The following is a 17,601-nucleotide window of genomic DNA, read 5'->3' on the forward strand; positions in this document are numbered from 1 at the left end:
ACAGCCGATTATTTCTATTCGATCCCCTCTGCCCCTCTGATTTGCTCACGTTACGTAGTGGCCAGCAACTACTTCCAGATGATTACGAGTCTGACCGGCCGTCGTGACTACTGAGGCCGTCTGATTCGGCCTTTGCGTTGTATGTATGTATATGTCTATGGGGCTTGTTTGTTAGTCGATCAAGGCGGTGCCGCGTAGGTACCCAATCCTACATTTCATGGTTCTCTAGACCCGATTATCAGATATGAATATTACGGGGTTCGACCTGATGGTAATGGTCTGTATGGCAATTGCGGTGGTCAGCATGAGCTACACGTTTCCGGCGTTGGGACTCACTGATTCATCGGTCGACGAAAACGACATCCCGGAGTTCGAGATCGAGTCGGACCGGTTTGACTTTGCGGGCCAGTTTCCAGAGAATCCGGGAACGCCGTCCCAAGGCAGCTTAGAGGTATCTGACGGGGATGGGGACCAAGTGACGTTACACGACAATGGGACGCATAGCGTCCAACTGAGTGCCGTCAATAACACCAGCAGTCCGAACCTGACGCCGCAGGTGTATCTGGGCAAGTACAACGATTCGTCGTCGAGTCCACAACTTGAGAGTGTTACGCTGGAGTATCTCGGAGACGAGGCAATCCTCGAGGCATTCGAGTACGAGCTGGAGCTCACCTGGACGTCGACGAGAAATGCAGACCAAAGCGACGAGACGGCAGTCGTTGACTATGAGATCGTTAGTCAGCCGGGAGACGAGGGCTGGCTTACGCGGGTGCCGATCATCGGCGGGATCGTCAGTAGTGGCGAGGCGATCGCCAACGTTGTAGGCTGGATCGGATCAATCATTTGGTGGGGAGTGGCGGTCGCGTTCGAGACGATCGTGAACGTTGTGGGGCTGGTGTTCGACGTGGCGACCTACTTCATCGGTACGTTCACCTGGATGATCACAGCGTACACTGGGATCGTCTCTGGGGCCGGTTCGTGGGCTGCGGTGTTCGTCGCGATCCCGGGCATACTCTTGTTTGCTGAACTGGCCAAGGTGGTGATGGTCCTCGTCTCACTGCTACCGACGACCTGACTCCCAGCGGTCGGCCGTCGACAAAACCCATTTCGCGAATATGCACACGAACCCACTCACTACCGTGTGCATACTCCACCGATCACCGGGCATCTGGACACGAATAGTATAGGAACCTCTACACTAACACCGGGATATCTGCTCATATGGCCGCTCGAGTTACCCGCAAAACACTACCTATCGGGAATCGTGTGTACGAGACATACAGCTGACCGCACCGAGCATCTGTCTAAAGAAGGTGGGGAGACTGCCGTTTACAGAAGGATAGACCGCACCGACCGCGCATCCTCGAAAGAAGTCCACACCGAATCCCTACCTACTGGAAGTATCGTGATCTGGCAGGCTTTGATGGGTGGAGCAGGAATACCTGCCAATTTCGGGTATGGGCTGCATTCACAAAATAATGGCGGTTCTACACAACTCGCTAGTTGTTCATAACCATTCGAGAACGTCCCTACCCTTATTAACCTGAGATGCCAATAAAGGTATCAGAGATGGGTGGAGCCGTCAGGTATGACGACGTGCAATGCTCCACTGGTAAGAAACCCAACTGTGGAAACTTCCCATCCCGATCACTCCGATCGGGCCGGACACCTAAACGGACACCCCCCATTAATGAGGGACGGGAACTGTCCCGTCTTACCCTTATTAATAGGGGAAAACGGCTAGGACAACGGAATTGGAAGAATACACAGAGGGAATATACCCACACCAACAAAATATAGATAATCATACGGCCCCCCGGAGGGAAGGGAGACATAGGGTCCAACTCGTGGACCAAAAACACACGTCTCGGGTGATGTAACCCGGGAAAACGGGACGAACGGGATTTTAACCGTTCGATAGCTTTTGCTGTCCACGGTGTAGAGTTGATAGAACCGAAAGATGAGACACAGTACCCGTTTACAGACGGTTCTCACAAAGATGATGGCTGATATCCATCCCGCGAAAGACTAGATCAGACGGCAAGCATCGGACACTCTCGCCACTTCTAATAGCAATTTATCGATGGACAGTAGTGAGTAGGGTTTCGTCATCGGGGTATGAAAGGAAGCCAACTTACCGTCCGACTCAGCGACGAATTGATGGAAGAGATCGAGCAGGAATGCAATGACTATCAGTACGAGATTCCGAAGTCAGAAGTAGTACGAGCTGCCCTCGAGACGTACTTTTCGTATGATGGCCATTGTCCCCACTGTGGCAATCAGATCGTTGAGGATTAATCAAGTGGACTCTCGAACCTCTTTCTTCTTTCAGCCGCCAATAGTGTGCTGTAGATCACTAACAGCAAATGAGACGGTCCATTCGTTCACTCCCTCCCATCCTTCCTCCGTCAGGCCGTGCGGCCTTCCTTCGTCGGATGCGCGGTCGGTCGTTCACTTCATGTCGCTCCTCTTCCCTCACGGTTCCTTACGAATACAATCGGTTGCTGACCACTTCTTTAGATAGATGATCGGTGCGGAACCGTTCGGTCAGACCAATTAGAATACTTTGACTGCGCTCGTTACAGGTTACTAAGGATACATGGACATAAGCACCATGTTCATATTGTTAATGTTATTCGGAGATTCCCCTATGGCCATCGGCATTGTATAAACACATATTAACACATTATATTCTATAGGTAGTGGTGTTTCTATGATTCCTCGAGAACGCTTTCATCAACGATCTCGTAAACCCCATTCCCGATATTCCGAACAATATTATGCTCTCGGAGCCGTTTTAGCCGATTCGAGACGTACTGTCGTGTATATCCAAGATCATCTGCTATGTTGCTGGGAACATTTCTCCCCTCCTCTAACTTCTGAAGGATCCTCTCATCAGCCTCATTAAACTCGATATCAGCCATTAGTGGCTGTTGTTGGGGTGCCATTATCAGTATTCATCGTTCTATCTCCGTATAGTTTACTCCTGTGTGTTTACTCAGAGTAAGATATATGTAGATGGCCACTAACGTATCTGATAGCACACGCTCGCCGTCTCATCTCTCGGTATGAATGAGGCGGCCGGTGCTACAACACCGACCGCGTGTGCCGCAGTGGATAGCGACAACCATGTCAACCAACGAATCCCACGGTAATGAAACCGATGGATCGCCTAGAAACCAACCAGCACGGACTACAGTGCCTGTTCCGGTAACAGTTCCCGAATCGGTCGAACACGCAGCTCGTGAACGCCACGAGAGAGCCAAGCAGCAAGAACACACTTTCGATTTGTCCGACGAACGTCTCCAGCTCGAGGACTACTTGAGGGACTACGTCGCGATCGAACCGCAGTTCCTGACCCGTGACGTTACGCATACTGAGTACGGCGAGCCTTTGACCCGCGCTCTGTACACGTGCGTCACCGAAGACCAATACGAGGCTATTGTCGACGCTGTGAACGTCTCTGAGGATGCGGCCAATGTTCAGGAATTCGTGCGTAACGCAGTGTCGAAATCTCTCTCAGAGAGCGGTCTATAGGCTCAGAAGGCTATGCCAGACACAATCTGCGACCGTTGCGGGACAGAGTACGACACGGACCGCGAGACGTCACAATCGTCGTTCGACTCGATGCGCTGTCCGTCGTGTGGGAAACAGAACAGCCCACCAGTAGCTGAGACGGACGGCGGGACTCTTGAGGTTCCGGCCAACGAAAGCGTCCCTGAGACGATCAGAGACACGCTGACAACGATCGAAGGCGACGGGAAAGAGTTACACGTTCATTTCCACTTCCACGGTTGAACGAGTTCGGAGTCCAAGCCGGTGTCCAGGCCCGTGTAACTCTTCCCTCTTCGGTCTGTCTAACAGTAGTATAATCCGATTTTAAGTCAATCTCTCCTAAACAACCGTTTCGATGGTTGATATTGAGTGTGAGAAATGCGGTTACGAGTGGGATTATACAGGCGAGCTCATGACAACAACGTGTCCCCGGTGCAATCTGAAAACTCCCACACCACTCGATGAAGAAGTCGAATCAAACGCGGATGAATCAATTCGCGAAAGAGAAGTGAGAGCGCAAGAACGGACAGCTGATGCCCTGGAACGGATTGCGAGTGTGCTGGAGCGAGTCGAGTAAATTCTCTACATTGATGGTTTAAGTAGCCTATCTATCAACGATACATTTGTCGCTCGTAGGCAGGCGGAATTACTGGAATTCCTTCTCGTAAGTACTCTTCACTAATCAAGTCGATAGGTACGCGATTGGCTTCCCTACGAACTACCTCAAGTGTGGGTTGATCGTCATCCGGAAGATCCGATGGCGATAAATCGAGCCCCTCTAATTGGATCTCATGTTCCTCGTTCTTTCTGTCCTCATACACGAGCATGATTCCAACTCGAAATCGGGATACGTCACTATTGTTGACCAACTGTGATATACAATACGAGAAAGGGAACGTAGCATCAGGAAGACTGGCTGGATGGCTCAATCCAGCAACAGTCTCATATTCGACTTCAAGTTTTTCTCCCCGGAGGGTTCCGCCGGGTTTCGCGGTCCAAGTCTCATCTCGTCCAACCCGTGATAAAGGCACGTCTCTCCCGAAAACGATTCTCCCCGGCCCCTGGATATCGGTTACAAACCTCAAACGAAGATTAGTAGCGATTGCTGTGCTTGGGTTAGAGAGCGTGAGATTGACAACGTCACCTGGGAAAGGGTGGTCATCAGGCATTAGAAACGGCGTGTTTGACGGAGGATTGTCTCCGGTCGTGAATTTTAGCACTTCAACGACTGGTTCGAATTCAGCGCCCATAATCCCCACCTGAGTTTGCTGCAATGATTGGATGTCATTTTGTAGGCTGATTTGGTCGTTCTCTAACTTGGCCTGGAGATGTTCAGATCGCGCGATAGAGAGATAAACCCACAAGAGACCAAGCGTGAGGAGGATATTTGTTAGGCCGCTAAACAAGCTGACACGAGAACTCTGAAGGGTAGTCAAATCTCCAGAGACCACCCAAGCAGCAAAAATCAAAGGAATCAGCACGACGACCCCTACTACTCCCCGTATGATCATTCCTCCTTCAATAATGTACTCAATAGGTCGATCCAGACCAGACATTAAATCATACAACACTCCCACCTTATCCCAAAGCCATGAAAGTCGCTCTCCCATGCAGCCTACAACTCAGTAAATTGCCTTGAAACTACTTCAGCGATGGATCTCTAAGGGTTTGTAGATTCCAATATGAAGGGTCAACACAGAAACTCCTTTTCGGACCTGTGGTGCTATACACGATCCTAGAGAGTTAAGAGCGGTATCTGCTTTGTCGATAACTACAACCCTATGACGGCAGTGGGGGCCGTTCATCTCTCGAACGAATGGAGAGTAAATCGGTCGACGTCGAGAACGGCAGTATGGTGAATTCGTCGGAAAGAGGCGGAACCGTAGCCGATCTCCGTCGAGAGTCTGCGGTCATAAGACGGACCGGCGCACCCCTGACCCGCTCGAGACACGACCGGGGGCTATCGACGGAGATCGGGTACGGTTCCGACTCCGGGTACAGCGCTCGGCTCACCGGCCGAAAGCGCCGACAGATCGCCCGACTCCGCCGGGAACACAACCGCGCCCGAATCTCCTCGAAAGCCGACCGGAATCAGGTCTACGGGTTCACCGAGATCAAACGGGTTACCGCCCTGCTCTCACTGTCCGACTCCGTTCGAGAGCAGGCCTGCGCACTCTTTGAATCCGCCCAATCTGAAGGGCTCTTTCAGGGTCGATCGCTCGAGGGGTTCGCAGCCGCCGCGATCTATGCGACCTGTCGGACTCGATCGATCGCTCGGACGATCCACGAGATCACCGCCGTCGCACGCGCAGACAGTGACGAGCTCACGGTCGCCTACGACGCACTGAACCGCGAACTCGGCCTGCAGACGGGGCCGATCGACCCACTCGAGTACCTGCCCCGATTCGCCTCGAAGCTCGAGCTCGGGACGGCCGTCGAGTGTCACGCACGGGAGTACGTCACCGCTTTGCTCGAGGCGGGATTGGTCAGCGGTCGCGATCCCAGTGGCGTCGCAGCGGCGTGTCTCTACAAGGCCACGGGGGATCGCGAGGAGTGGCCGTCGATCACGCAGGTCGCGGCGGCCGAGGTCGCCGGTGTCGCACCGGTGACCATTCGATCGACGGTCTCGAATCTCGACGACCTCTGATTCGATTCTCGAGACGGCAACATCGATGCCCGCCGGTCGGCGCTACGTCGTCCGGAGCGTGTCCGTACTCGGCTCGTAGACCTCGCCTTTCTGTTTGAGCTTGTCGATCTCGTGTTCGGCCTTGGACTGATCCATCCCGATCTCGTCGGCCCGTTCCATGACGATATCGACCGGCGCGCCGTCGTCGTATTCCTCCTCGATGTCGCTGATGAGCTGTTTGAGGTTCTTGATCCGGTCGCGCTGGGACTTCGAGGTGCCGGCTTCGACGATGTCCGCGTCGAACTCGCCGGTTTCGGGGTCGACCCCGACGTCCTGCAGACACGAGCGAACGATCTCGATGACCCGCTCGGCGTCGTCCTGCTCGACCGTATCCGACAGCCGAACGCGGGCGCTCGCCTCCGAGAGGCGAACCAGCGCCTCGAGCTTTCGCGCCGTGACGGGCACCGCCGCGTCCTCGTCGGTCCCTTTCGACCGCAGATCGACGTAGAAGTCCCGGATCGCGTTACGGGCTTCTTCGGTCATCCGCGGGTGGCAGTTCTGCTTCGAGTAGGCGATGTACTTCCGCAGGAGGTCGGCGTCGATCTTCGGATCGACCTGCTCGGTCATCTCGTCGATCTCCTCGGTGCTGACCTCGAGCTGATTCATCTCCTTGCGCTGGGTCGTCAACTCTCCCGCGTAGTTGGTCGTGATGATGTGTTCCGCGAGGTTGCGGTCTTTCTCCTCGTCCGGCGTGTCCGTGACCGTGAAAATCAGGTCGAACCGCGAGATCAGCGCCGGCTCGAGGTCGATCTGTTCGCTGATCGGCTCGTACTGGTCGAAGCGGCCGTACTTGGGGTTGGCCGCGCCCAGCAGCGAACACCGGGACTTGAGCGTGGCGTTGATCCCCGCCTTCGAGACCGAGATTTTCTGTTGCTCTAAGGCCTCGTGCATGGCACTGCGGTCTTCCGAGCGCATTTTATCGAGTTCGTCGATGGCGGCGATCCCCTGATCGGCGAGGACGAGCGCGCCGGCCTCGAGGCTCCACTGCTGGCCGTCGCCGAAGTCGTCGCGGACGGCGGCGGCCGTGAGACCCGCCGAGGACGACCCCTTCCCGGAGGTGTAGACGGATCGGGGTGCGATGTTCTCGATGTAGCCGAGCATCTGCGATTTGCCTGTACCCGGGTCACCGATCAGGAGCATGTGCAGGTCGCCGCGGATCCGCGACCCGTCCGGTAACTTCTTCGTGACGCCGGAGAACAGCTGGAGGATCATCGCGAGCTTCTCCTGATCGTAGCCGTAGATCGAGGGCGCGATGGAGGCGACCATCTGCTCGTAGATGTCCTCGCGGTTCGAGATCTCGTAGATCGCCTTCTTGTCCTCCTCGGTGATGTCCATGTCCTCGAACTGCTCTTCGTCGATCTCGACGGACATCCCCTCCATGTAGAAGTCGAAGACGGGCGACTTCTCCTGTTGGTCGCCCTGTTGCTCGAGCCGGAGGACGCCGGTCGCGGAGACGTGGTCGCCGGGGGTGACCTCGCCGGTGATGTCGTCTTCGATGTTGATGTCGAGGGACTGCGGAGTCTCCCCGCCGCGGAGCCCTTCGGGGCTCTCCTGAATCCGAAGTTTCTGCGAGTCGACGAACTCGGACTGGTCGAAGTTGACGCGGAAGGGCCCCTGTCGTTCACAGCCCTGACACTCGTGGGGCTCCTGGAAGTCGCCGCTGGACTGGGGGACCCGGGTGAGCGTGCCACAGAGCTGGCACTCGAAGGCGGCTTCCTCGATCTTCGGACGGACGTCAGTTGCTTTCCGGATGATGCCCCGTACCTGCACGAGGGAGTTCATGTCCCGGGCGCGGATCTCCCGGATCTCGGGGGACTCCGTGTCGGGGAGGTTCCGGACCCGGACGTGGGCCTGTCCGAGACTCACGTCGATCGGGAGGTCGTACAGCCGCAGCGCCTCCTCGGCGTAGCGCTGGAGCTGTTCCGGCTGGTTGATGAAGTCGTCCGCGAGGTCAGGATCGAACCGGTAGAGGTCCTGCCAGTCGACGTGGAGCGATCGCTGTTCGTTCGGATATCGCTGCGCAAGCTGCTTGATCTCGTTGTCGTAGTAATTGCGGAAGAACTGCTCGAAAGAGTCGACGAGTTCGGAATTTCCCGCTTGCGCCATTGCACTGTCCTAGGACTGCCATCCGGTATAAATGGTCGTATACCGGGGTGAAACTGATCCGATCGATTGACACTCGACGAGCAACTGTCGCGGCCGATGAAGCAGGGAATCGTTCCGAGTTATTCGCTATCGAACCCGCTCGAGGTGGCGTCGTTCCCTGCATCTGCGACCCGAGAAATCGTGAGGTCGAGTTCGACCACGTCGACCCGTCTGTATCCGAGCGGGTCGCGGTGGAATTCGACACGCCGTGTCCGTTCCCTGTCGACGGATCGTCTCTCCGCCGGTGACTTTACTCCGGACAGTTATGTATCCTCGGCCAACGTGTTTTGGAAGCCGACGAACGACCGGACGCTGGATACCGTCTCTGACTCACTCGTCGCCGCCCGTCGTGTCGCCGAGGCTGTCGGCGGCGACGCCGAGCGTGGCGATCGATCGGAACGCTTCTTCGACAGTGAGGTCGACCTCGTGGACCTTCTCGGTGGGCATATGCATCACGTACCCGTTCGTGGCGGGGTTCGGTGCGAGCGGGACCATGATCGTCACCATCTCGTCCTCGCCGGCGCTGGCTTCGACCACGGGCGGCGTCTCTGCGGTGAGAAAACCGAGCATGTACGCCCCTTCGTGGGGGAATTCGACGAGTTTCACGTCCTGGAACTGGTCCGTCTCGTCGTCCAGCAGGAGGCTGCTCGCCCGCCGGATGCTCTCGTAGACGGTGCTGACCCCGGGAATCGTCTCCATCGTCGCGTGGACTCGCTTGGAGAGGTACGTTCCCGGGGTGTACTCCGCGACGATACCGACGAGCAGGAACACCCCGAGTACGGAGAGCAGCGTTGCAAACTGGATCACCGGCACCGGCGGCTCGTCGGCCCAGATGAACGTCACGCCGGTGATAATCGGCGAGAGCACGCCGAGAATGAAATCGAGCACGACGAGGACGACGAGTAGCGTCGCGACCAGCGGAATCGTGATCACAACACCGTTGATGAGCAACCGCTTGAGTCTCGAAACGAGAGCTGCCATGTGTTTTGCCAACTGCGCTGACTCCGAAATCGTTGGGCTTGCGGGCGGATCGGGTATCGATCTGTCGACGGACGAGCGTAACCGCTACTCACACAGGTGGTCACGGGTGATCGATTCCTCGAGTCGTCACGGGGAGACGCAATTTCGTTCCTGCGACATCGGCCGAGCGGACCGGTCGATCGACGCTGCTCGAGGGGAACGGCGCCGGGACGGACCGATTCGGTAGCACGTTCCGTGTCGGGCTCCCATCACACGTTGGAGCGACAGTGATAGCCGCTGGATGCTTCGCTGAGATCAATGGCAACCCAATCCGAACGGGCACGAGTCCCAGTCCGATGCGAGAATTGCGATACGATCCTCGTCGCCGAGATTGCCGGAGACGGCTCCGTCCGTCCGCTCGGCACGAGCGAGGACTGCGTCTGCGGTGACGGAACCTTTACTCGGCTCGAGCAACCCGCCGTGTCCGTCCACTGATCCGTCGTCCGGCGGGCCCGGTCGGGCTCACGAACGATCGGCGTTCGCCCTCGAGCGCGCCAGCCGGCACGATGGGAGATTCGGGAGCGGAACGCCGGTCGAAATCACGTCGACCATGCTCGAGCACAGTGACGGCCAGCCAGGGAACTTCACCGTCTACAGGGCATATCACGACGAACTACGGAGTCACGACGGCCGGTACTGTTTCGTCGTCTACCGGCCGCAGGGACGCTCTGGCTACACGATACGTCATGATAAGATGGTACGCCCGTGTGATCTCCCGGTTCTCCGGTGGCACGGCGGTGGTGATCACCGCGGAACCAGGCAAGCGACAGTTCCAACTGATGCCATTTTCTGAATACGTGTTCTCATCGTCCTCGATGTCGGATTTCCATAACTGGCAGAGTACCCACGAAAACCGTTCATATCCGATTGTCTGACGCACGTCATTAGAGGACCATCTGGTTTTATATGTAGGAATCTGGCAGCGATAGCTGTGAATTCCACTCAATCGGTCAGCCTCAAGATCGTCGAGAAAATTGCCGAACGCGAACAGGTATCACCAGAAGAACTCCAACCACCGATCCACTACGTTATCGATACGGACGCACTCGACTCGCTCTATCAATCGAGTATCGCTGATCGGAGCTCTCCTACAGTCGAGTTCGAATACAAAGGCTATACAGTGGTTGTCGATAGTACCGGAGCTGTGGATGTCAGAGAGCAGGTATCGGAATTTGAACTCGATAAAACGATCGTATGACCCACGCTGGGTGTCGAGACTGAACTTCGATCTTTCGTCCTCAAGCGAGGGTCGACCGCGGTCAGTACCGCTAAAGACGTTACTCATCGGCCTCTCCTCCGTGTCGGCCGGGTGACGTCTCTGGATCTGGAACCGAAACGTCGATGCCAGCTGCAGAGCCCCGACTCGACCGAGCGTAGGTATCGCAATCGCCACGGCGGTAGGCCCGATCGTCGTCGTCACCGAAGACGCGACGGAACCCATCCGTGACGTGGACACCGCAGTGGTTACACGTCGAGTTGTCGACCGACGGCCACGGTGCAACCGTCACGCCAACCACTTCCAGAAAGCGATTGCTAAGTAGTGTGAGAGCGCCCGAGGCAAAGCGGCAAAAACGCCTGCTTTGCTTGTATACCGTATGGGATCGCCCGGATTTGAACCGGGGTCACGGGCACCCAAGGCCCGAAGTATACCAAGCTAACCCACGATCCCGTATCACCCCCTACCGGTCGCACGTCATAAAGGGTTTCGTTACGGTCCGAACCGTTTTGCCTGCCGCTGTGGTAGCGCCGGCCATGACAGGCCTCGAGCTCCTGGTTTTGGTCCTCGTCCTCGTACTCGTCCTCGCTGCGGCACGGATCGTGCGGGCGATCAGCCCGTTCATCGTCAACGCGGTGGTCGGACTCCTGGTGTTGTACCTCGCACAGGCGCTCTTCGGTTTCGCGGTGGCAGTGACGCCGGTAACGATCGCGATCGTCGCCGTCGGTGGCGTTCCGGGGTCGCTGCTCGTCCTCGCGCTATCGTTTTTCGGCGTCGGATTCGTCCCCTGAGTCCGTCGAACGACCGGCTCACTTTCCGAGCATCTGTGCGATCTCCTCGTCGGTCGCTTCGGTGACCGAGTCCGGATCGGGCGTCAGGTCCACGGCCGACTCGTCTTCCCACTCGGCCAGTAGCGACGCGACCTCGTCGTCGGTCGCTTCCGGGAGGGAATCGTCGGCGTCGTCGGCGACGACGACGCTGTCGAAGATCGTGCCGAACGTTGAGACGACCCGATCCTCGTGGCGGTTCGGATCGAAGTGACAGTGTGCGTAGGCGTCGACGCTCGAGAGCCGGTTCGTGAGGACGTGTGTGAACTGGAAGACGTCCTTGGGTGAGGCGTGTCGGAGGAGGGCATCGAGGGAGTCGAAACAGACCGTAATCTCCTCGTCGTTCTCGGCCCAGTGTTTACAGAATCGACTGACTGCGACGCCGATTTCCGAGAGGTCGGTCGGATCGGTTACCGTGTCGGAGACGACCGGCTCGGTGAAATCCGGGACTGACTCGGCGCTGTCGTCGGTCAGTACGTTCCCGACGGTGAGCAGTCCGAGTTTGCGGTCGACCGTTTCTTCGTCCGGATACGCCGGCACTTCGTCGTCGAACGTCACCGTGAGATGGGCCGTGCCGCCGTCGTCGTGACACAACGCTTCGCAGGCGTCCGGCTCGTCGTGTCTCGAGTGGACGAGCAAGACGTTCGCCGGTGGATCGATCGCGGCTGGCGTAGTCGGTTCCATGGTGACAGTGGTGGGGTCGTACCCCGTCGTTGACCACTGATTGTTTCCTCTCGTTCTTTACCGTTCCGGCCGGCGACAGGTCCGAAAAACGATTTCGGCCGGGCCACGGCTGGGATCGGACGGACTCGTTATCCTCGAACGCGACGGCTAGAGGTCCGTATCGCGAAGTTCGAGGTCCGCGACGAGCTCGTAGGGGTGGGCGTCCTTGCGGATGCCGTCGAGGAGCATGAACGCCTGGCCGGGCTCCAAGAAGTGTTCGGTGACGACCTGCCCCAGCGGCGTGGGTTCGAAGCCGTCGATGAAGTCGTACTGGAGGAGTTTCCCGATGGCGTGTTTGGTGGGAACTTCACCGAGCATGCGGTCGTTGAGTGCTTTCGCTGCCTTTCCGCCGACCGTGATGTTCGCGAGGGTTTCTTCGACGGCGGCGGCCTCGTCGTAGTGGGTCATGACCGACTCCATCTCGCCTTTGAGGAGCTTGAACGCGACCTCGTCTTCGGTGCCCTCCATGGAGTTGTGGTAGACGGTGTCCGGTTCGACGAGGACGTACACTGTGCCCTTGTCGTGGTAGTCGGGCCGTCCCGCGCGGCCGAGCATCTGGTGGAACTCCTGGACCGAGAGCCACTCGATGCCCATCGCAAGCGAGTCGAAGATCACCTGCGAGGCGGGGAAGTCGACCCCCGCGGCCAGCGCGGCGGTCGTGACGACCGCCGACAGCTCCTGTTCGCCGAACTTGCGTTCGACCTCCTTCCGGCGCTTGTAGTCGAGGCCGGCGTGGTAGGGGGCGGCCGAGTAGTCGAGTTTCCGTGAGATCTCGTGACAGCGCCGCCGGGAGTTGGTGAAGATGATCGTCTGCCCGCGATACCCCTTCGAGGACTCGGTATCGAACTCGCGTCTGACCAGTTTGTTCTCGACTCGAACCTTCTCCTGACCGTCCGCGAAGGTGACGTGGCGCTCGATCGGCACCGGCCGCTCCTCGAACTCGATGAGCGTCGCCTCGAGCGCTTCCGTGAGTTGTTCGGGGTTGCCGACGGTCGCCGAGAGGTAGACCCACTGCGCGCCGCCGTAGTCGTCCCGTCGCTTCGCCCGCTGCTCGCACGTGTATTTGAGCCGCGAAATCAGGCCGTCGAGTCGGTGGCCCCGATCCTCTTCCTTGAGGGTGTGGACCTCGTCGATGACGACGGTTCCGATGTCGCCCATGTCCTTGCCCGTTCGCAGGGCGTGGTCGATCCCCTCGTAGGTGCCGACGATGACGTCCGCGTTGGGGTCGAACCGCTCGCCCTCGTCGGCGACGCGGCTCGCACCCACGCGGATCGAGACGTCGACGAGGTGGCCGTACTCGTCCTGAAAGTCCTCGTACTTCTGGTTCGCCAGCGCTACGAGGGGAACGAGAAAGAGCATCGTTCCCTTGTTGTTCAACACGCGATTGATCCCCGCGAGCTCGCCGACCAGGGTCTTCCCGGTCGCCGTCGCGGAGACGACGAGCTGGTCGTCGCCGTCGAACAATCCGTGTTCGACGGAGAGGCTCTGGACCGGCAGCAGTGTATCGAACCGATCCTCGAGCAGGTCCTGTAACCCGGGATGCAGGTTCAGCGAGTCGGTCCGAACGGGATCGACCTCGTCGGTCGTCGCCGAGATGGTATCGAACTTCGTCAGATCGGGATCGAGCTGGCCCTTGAGCAGGTTGACGATTCGCTCGAGGTCCTGGACCTCCATCATGAGGTCCTCGAGTCGGTCTTTCGCGGCACCCGACACCTCGCCGCCGCCGGAAAAGGACAGCTGGCGCTCGAGTTCCTGGCGAGCGCAGTCCCGACAGATCCAGTCGTCGTCGTCCTTGACCGCGGTATCGGTCGTAATTGGCGAGTATCGCCCCGCAGCGGCGCAGTAGCGGCAGGTCCGGACGGTCTTGACTTTGTCCTCGAGCTGGTAGCCTGCGAGCATCTCCCGCAGGTCTCGCCGCCCCGCGGACGAGGTCTGCTCGGAGATGCGGATACGCTTCGCTCGGCGGGCGAGCTCGATGAATTCGTCGGGCTGGCGCGGTTCTTCGCTCGAGCCCTCTTTCAGCCGGAACTTCGCGGGCCGGGGGCCGGCCGAGGTCTCGGAAAGCCCGAGTTTCGCCCGGAACAGCCGTTTGCCGTCACGTTCGACGACGATCAGATAGTCGTCGCCCGTCTCGTGACAGAAGATCGTTTCGACCTGCTGGACCTGCTTCGACACGATACCCGATAGACGGGTGGCGTACTTGAGCGATTCGGACTCGGCCGTCTGTCGCGAACGATCGGAGACGACGGTCGAACAGTTAGAAGTCGCCGTTGACGATGTCCCCGACCTGCTGGGGATCGTACAGCTTCTCGTCGACGTCGTAGAGCTGTTCGGCCGCGCGCTGCGTGACGACGAGGTTCGTGATCGGCCCCTGATAGAGCGGGCCGCCACGGTAGACGTCGTCGTTCTGGACCGCAGTCAGCTCGCGGGCAGTGTCGTCGTCTTCCATCTGCGAAACGATCTCGTCCTGGAACTCCGCGGCGGTTTTGGCTTCCTGACCGCGGAACAGGATGATCTCGGGATCGATATCGAGGAGCGTCTCGTAGTCGATCTTTCCGCGCGTGCTGTGGAAGTCTCGGACGTCCGTTTCGGCGAACGCGTCGTTGACCTTCAGGTCACGCCACTGCTTGAAACTCGTTCCGTCGCCGATCAGGTACGGGGAGAACGAACCCATATCGCTCTCGACGGCCCACATGATCGCGACGGTCGGTCGCTCGCCCTCCGGCGGGACGATATCCGCGACGTTCGACTGGAACTCGTCGTGGAGGGAGACGAACTCCTCGTGTCGCTCGGTCTCCTGGAACACCTCGGCGAGCTTCCCGAACGCTTCGTACAGGGAGAGGTACGCATAGTCTTCGTGCCACGGGTAGCCGGTCGAAAAGATGCTGTTGCCGAAGAACGGCCCGATGTCGCGTTCGATGTCTTCGACGTCGCTTTCGCTGACATCGTCGCCAAACCGGTTCGTCAGGAAGTTAGGATCGATGACGTGGACGTCGCCGTCGAGTTCGTAGAACGTCTCCGGATCGACACCGTCGTCCGAGAGCCGCGTCATACCGTCTTTGCTGACACTGACGTCGGGAATCTCGTCGTAATACTGCGTGTGGTATCGGGACGGCAGCCAGACTCCGTCGGGCGGCTCCTGTCCCAGCGCGATTCCCATATCGGCCCAGCTGCCGTTATTGGCGACCCACGTCTCCGGGACCTCGGGGAACTCGACTTCTCCGACCGGCTCCATCGTCACCGTGTACGATTCGCCGTCCGATGACCCGCCCTCGCTTCCCCCACCAGTACAGCCGGCTAGCACGCCCATACCGGCGATCGCACTGCTCGTTTGAATGACGTCTCGCCTCGTCCAGTTCCGTTCGTCGGTCATCACTTTTTAGGCTAGCCTAAAAATATAAAATCCTTCCGACTGCCGACGGCCGGTCACCGGTCCGGAAGCGCTCGTTTGGGGAGCACCTGCAGTTCGGGCTCGTATTCGACGGTGGCTTCGACCCCGAAGACGTCGGCGAGTAGCTGTTCGGTCACGACCTCTTCGGGCGGTCCCCAGTCGTACAGTTCACCGTCACGCATCGCGACCAGATAATCCGCAAAGCGAGCGGCTTGCGAGATATCGTGGAGGATGACGGCCACCGTGACTCCCTTCCGTTCGTTGAGTTGGCGGATCGTCTCGAGGACGCGAAACTGGTGGTGGACGTCGAGGAAGGTCGTCGGCTCGTCGAGCAACAGGACGTCGGTGTCCTGTGCTAACACCATGGCGATCCACGCGAGCTGTTTCTGGCCACCGCTCAGTTGGCCGAGTTCGGCGTCGCGGAGCTCTTCGATCCCCGCCAGTTCGATGGCGCGTTCGACCGCCGCGTGATCCTCGTCGCTGACGCCGTCGAAGAAGCCCCGGTAGGGGTAGCGGCCGTGATAGACGAGGTCCTCGACCGAGATCGAGCTCAGCGAGTCGTTCTCCTGCGAGAGGACGCCCAGTTCGCGCGCCAGCTCCTTCTGACTGAACGAATCGAGATCGCTGCCGTGGATTTTGACCGTCCCCGCGTCCGGCTCGAGGTGGTTCGAGAGCGCCTTCAGGAGCGTACTCTTCCCGCTGCCGTTCGGACCGACGAGTGCGGTCACTGCCTCCTCGGGAATGTCGAGGCGCGCACAGTCGACGACGGTTTCCTCGCTCGTCGGATAACTGAGCTCGAGGCTGTCGCCGACCAGTGCGCTGTCGACTGCGACGCCGTTGTCGTCAGTGATTCGTTCTTGCCCTCGGTCCGCGTCTCCCTGTGTGCGTGCCATTATAGTTCACCCATCGACTGCTGTTGGCGCATCAGATAGAGGAAGTACGGGCCGCCGATCAGGCCGGTGACGACGCCGACGGGCATCTGCGTTCCCCCCAGCGCAAGCCGCGCGCCGACGTCGGCGGTCACCATCAGCGCGGGGCCGGCGAAGACGCAGCCGACCATCAGCCGTCGGTAGTCGCCCCCGACCGTGTTCCGGACGATGTGGGGGACGACGAGACCGAAGAAGCTGACGACGCCCGCGACGGCGATCGCGGCACTCGCGGCCAGAATGGCGACCGCCGAGAGGGAAAACCGGACCCGTTCGACGCGCATCCCGAGCGAACGGGCGGTGTTCTCGCCCAACATCAGGACGTTCAACTGGCGCGCACCGGCGAGTGCGATCGCGATCGAGACGGCCGCCGGCAGGACCGCGATACGGACTTCCTCCCAGCCGGTGCCGGTGAGCGAGCCCGTGATCCAGGCGATCGCCGTCTGTACGACGCCCAGATCGTCCGCGAAGAAGAACAGCCCCTGCTGGAGCGACTGGAAGACCATGTTGACGATCACGCCCGCGAGGACGAGCCGGACGGGGCTCGTGCCGCCTTTCCAGGCGATCGTATAGACGATCGCGAACGCGAGCGTCCCACCCAGCGCGGCGATCAGCGGCAAAAACGGCGTGAGGCCGCTGAAGACGACCAGCGTCGCCAGAACGGCGAACCCCGCACCGGAGCTGACCCCCAGCACGAACGGACTCGCCAGCTCGTTGCGCGTCACGGCCTGGAAGACGGCACCGGAGACCGCGAGCGTCGCACCGGTGATGATCGCGACGAACACCCGCGGTAGTCGGAGATTCCAGACGACGACGCTCTCGGTACTCATCTCCGGTCGCTCCGTCCCGAACAGGAACGACGACCAGGCGTCGAGGTTGAAGACTACGTCGGGGTTGAAGACCGCCGTCCAGGCCTCGCGGAACGTCATCGAGTATTCCCCGAAACTCACCTGCACGAGGCCGGCGGCGATGGTAACGACCATGCTTGCCAGACAGAAGAGGACGAGCGTCCCCGTGACCCATCCCTCCCGCTTCCGGGTGGATACGCGTTCCCCTACTGACTGCGATTCTGCCATTGCCGTTTAGGTATCCCTAAAATACGTATAGAAGTT

The 17,601-nt window shown here is 59.0% G+C and carries 18 protein-coding genes, 1 tRNA gene and 1 pseudogene; 9 read left to right on the forward strand and 11 right to left on the reverse strand.

All coding sequences use genetic code 11. The features are described 5' to 3' along the window. The first annotated feature begins 244 nt into the window (after positions 1-244). On the forward strand, positions 245-1,075 hold the full coding sequence (locus tag LDB05_RS16200; RefSeq protein ID WP_226005022.1) for a hypothetical protein: 831 nt from the start codon (positions 245-247) through the stop codon (positions 1,073-1,075). A 1,636-nt stretch (positions 1,076-2,711) separates the two neighbouring features. Here the strand turns inward: LDB05_RS16200 and LDB05_RS16210 are convergent. Then, positions 2,712-2,924, reverse strand: a complete 213-nt coding sequence (locus tag LDB05_RS16210) for a winged helix-turn-helix domain-containing protein (RefSeq protein ID WP_226005024.1) — start codon at positions 2,922-2,924, stop codon at positions 2,712-2,714. A 205-nt stretch (positions 2,925-3,129) separates the two neighbouring features. On the opposite strand from LDB05_RS16210, the gene LDB05_RS16215 reads away from it, so the two are divergent. The 3 genes from LDB05_RS16215 to LDB05_RS16225 all read left to right on the forward strand — a co-directional run bounded on the left by LDB05_RS16215 (position 3,130) and on the right by LDB05_RS16225 (position 4,132). Beyond that, positions 3,130-3,537 (forward strand): hypothetical protein, encoded by a 408-nt coding sequence (locus LDB05_RS16215; protein WP_226005025.1) that lies wholly within the window; start codon positions 3,130-3,132, stop codon positions 3,535-3,537. A 12-nt stretch (positions 3,538-3,549) separates the two neighbouring features. After that, complete coding sequence (locus LDB05_RS16220; protein WP_226005026.1) at positions 3,550-3,798, forward strand: SWI/SNF complex subunit SWI3; 249 nt, start codon at positions 3,550-3,552, stop codon at positions 3,796-3,798. A 112-nt stretch (positions 3,799-3,910) separates the two neighbouring features. Further along, complete coding sequence (locus LDB05_RS16225) at positions 3,911-4,132, forward strand: hypothetical protein (RefSeq protein WP_226005027.1); 222 nt, start codon at positions 3,911-3,913, stop codon at positions 4,130-4,132. Between the two features lie 34 nt (positions 4,133-4,166). Here LDB05_RS16225 and LDB05_RS16230 read toward each other — a convergent pair whose 3' ends face one another. After that, positions 4,167-5,165: a hypothetical protein gene (locus LDB05_RS16230; protein WP_226005028.1), complete on the reverse strand. Its 999-nt coding sequence runs from the start codon at positions 5,163-5,165 to the stop codon at positions 4,167-4,169. Positions 5,166-5,407: 242 nt separating this feature from the next. Here LDB05_RS16230 and LDB05_RS16235 point away from each other — a divergent pair, with 242 nt between their 5' ends. Next, positions 5,408-6,202: a transcription initiation factor IIB gene (locus tag LDB05_RS16235; RefSeq protein ID WP_425498608.1), complete on the forward strand. Its 795-nt coding sequence runs from the start codon at positions 5,408-5,410 to the stop codon at positions 6,200-6,202. A 42-nt stretch (positions 6,203-6,244) separates the two neighbouring features. Here the strand turns inward: LDB05_RS16235 and LDB05_RS16240 are convergent, their stop codons facing one another. Both LDB05_RS16240 and LDB05_RS16245 read right to left on the reverse strand, forming a co-directional pair. Continuing rightward, complete coding sequence (locus LDB05_RS16240; RefSeq protein WP_226005030.1) at positions 6,245-8,347, reverse strand: minichromosome maintenance protein MCM; 2,103 nt, start codon at positions 8,345-8,347, stop codon at positions 6,245-6,247. 369 nt (positions 8,348-8,716) lie between these two features. Then, a complete protein-coding gene (locus LDB05_RS16245; RefSeq protein ID WP_226005031.1) occupies positions 8,717-9,367 on the reverse strand; it encodes a DUF502 domain-containing protein in 651 nt (216 codons plus the stop codon). A 297-nt stretch (positions 9,368-9,664) separates the two neighbouring features. Between LDB05_RS16245 and LDB05_RS16250 the strand changes: the two genes are divergently transcribed. The 3 genes and pseudogenes from LDB05_RS16250 to LDB05_RS16260 all read left to right on the forward strand — a co-directional run bounded on the left by LDB05_RS16250 (position 9,665) and on the right by LDB05_RS16260 (position 10,604). Then, entirely contained in the window at positions 9,665-9,841 is a 177-nt protein-coding gene (locus LDB05_RS16250; protein WP_226005032.1) for a hypothetical protein, read from the forward strand. Between the two features lie 40 nt (positions 9,842-9,881). Beyond that, positions 9,882-10,199: pseudogene (locus tag LDB05_RS16255) on the forward strand (PD-(D/E)XK family putative nuclease); the annotation flags it as partial. Between the two features lie 138 nt (positions 10,200-10,337). Continuing rightward, positions 10,338-10,604 carry a HalOD1 output domain-containing protein gene (locus tag LDB05_RS16260; RefSeq protein ID WP_226005033.1) on the forward strand — a complete coding sequence of 89 codons (267 nt, stop codon included), beginning with the start codon at positions 10,338-10,340 and terminating at the stop codon, positions 10,602-10,604. A gap of 79 nt (positions 10,605-10,683) precedes the next feature. Here LDB05_RS16260 and LDB05_RS16265 read toward each other — a convergent pair whose 3' ends face one another. Together LDB05_RS16265 and LDB05_RS16270 are read right to left on the reverse strand one after the other, a co-directional pair. Beyond that, the gene (locus tag LDB05_RS16265; RefSeq protein ID WP_226005034.1) at positions 10,684-10,923 is read right to left on the reverse strand and encodes a DUF7563 family protein; all 240 of its coding nucleotides are present in this window, start codon (positions 10,921-10,923) and stop codon (positions 10,684-10,686) included. A 79-nt stretch (positions 10,924-11,002) separates the two neighbouring features. After that, a tRNA-Pro gene (locus LDB05_RS16270) sits at positions 11,003-11,075 on the reverse strand. 83 nt (positions 11,076-11,158) lie between these two features. On the opposite strand from LDB05_RS16270, the gene LDB05_RS16275 reads away from it, so the two are divergent. Then, positions 11,159-11,413, forward strand: a complete 255-nt coding sequence (locus LDB05_RS16275; protein ID WP_226005035.1) for a pro-sigmaK processing inhibitor BofA family protein — start codon at positions 11,159-11,161, stop codon at positions 11,411-11,413. Between the two features lie 18 nt (positions 11,414-11,431). Here the strand turns inward: LDB05_RS16275 and LDB05_RS16280 are convergent, their stop codons facing one another. From LDB05_RS16280 to LDB05_RS16300, 5 genes are all read right to left on the reverse strand, one after another. Beyond that, complete coding sequence (locus LDB05_RS16280; protein WP_226005036.1) at positions 11,432-12,133, reverse strand: DUF7504 family protein; 702 nt, start codon at positions 12,131-12,133, stop codon at positions 11,432-11,434. A gap of 147 nt (positions 12,134-12,280) precedes the next feature. After that, positions 12,281-14,347 carry a DEAD/DEAH box helicase gene (locus LDB05_RS16285; RefSeq protein ID WP_226005037.1) on the reverse strand — a complete coding sequence of 689 codons (2,067 nt, stop codon included), beginning with the start codon at positions 14,345-14,347 and terminating at the stop codon, positions 12,281-12,283. 82 nt (positions 14,348-14,429) lie between these two features. Continuing rightward, the gene (locus LDB05_RS16290) at positions 14,430-15,545 is read right to left on the reverse strand and encodes an ABC transporter substrate-binding protein (protein ID WP_226005038.1); all 1,116 of its coding nucleotides are present in this window, start codon (positions 15,543-15,545) and stop codon (positions 14,430-14,432) included. A gap of 53 nt (positions 15,546-15,598) precedes the next feature. Then, positions 15,599-16,456, reverse strand: coding sequence for an ABC transporter ATP-binding protein (locus tag LDB05_RS16295; RefSeq protein WP_226005039.1), 858 nt, complete (start codon positions 16,454-16,456; stop codon positions 15,599-15,601). Continuing rightward, positions 16,456-17,565, reverse strand: coding sequence for a FecCD family ABC transporter permease (locus tag LDB05_RS16300; RefSeq protein ID WP_226005040.1), 1,110 nt, complete (start codon positions 17,563-17,565; stop codon positions 16,456-16,458). The genes LDB05_RS16295 and LDB05_RS16300 overlap by 1 nt, the downstream gene beginning before the upstream one ends. Positions 17,566-17,601: the final 36 nt, after the last annotated feature.

The sequence above is a fragment of the Natrinema salinisoli genome (assembly GCF_020405205.1).
In the GTDB taxonomy this organism is placed as follows: Archaea; Halobacteriota; Halobacteria; order Halobacteriales; family Natrialbaceae; genus Natrinema; species Natrinema salinisoli.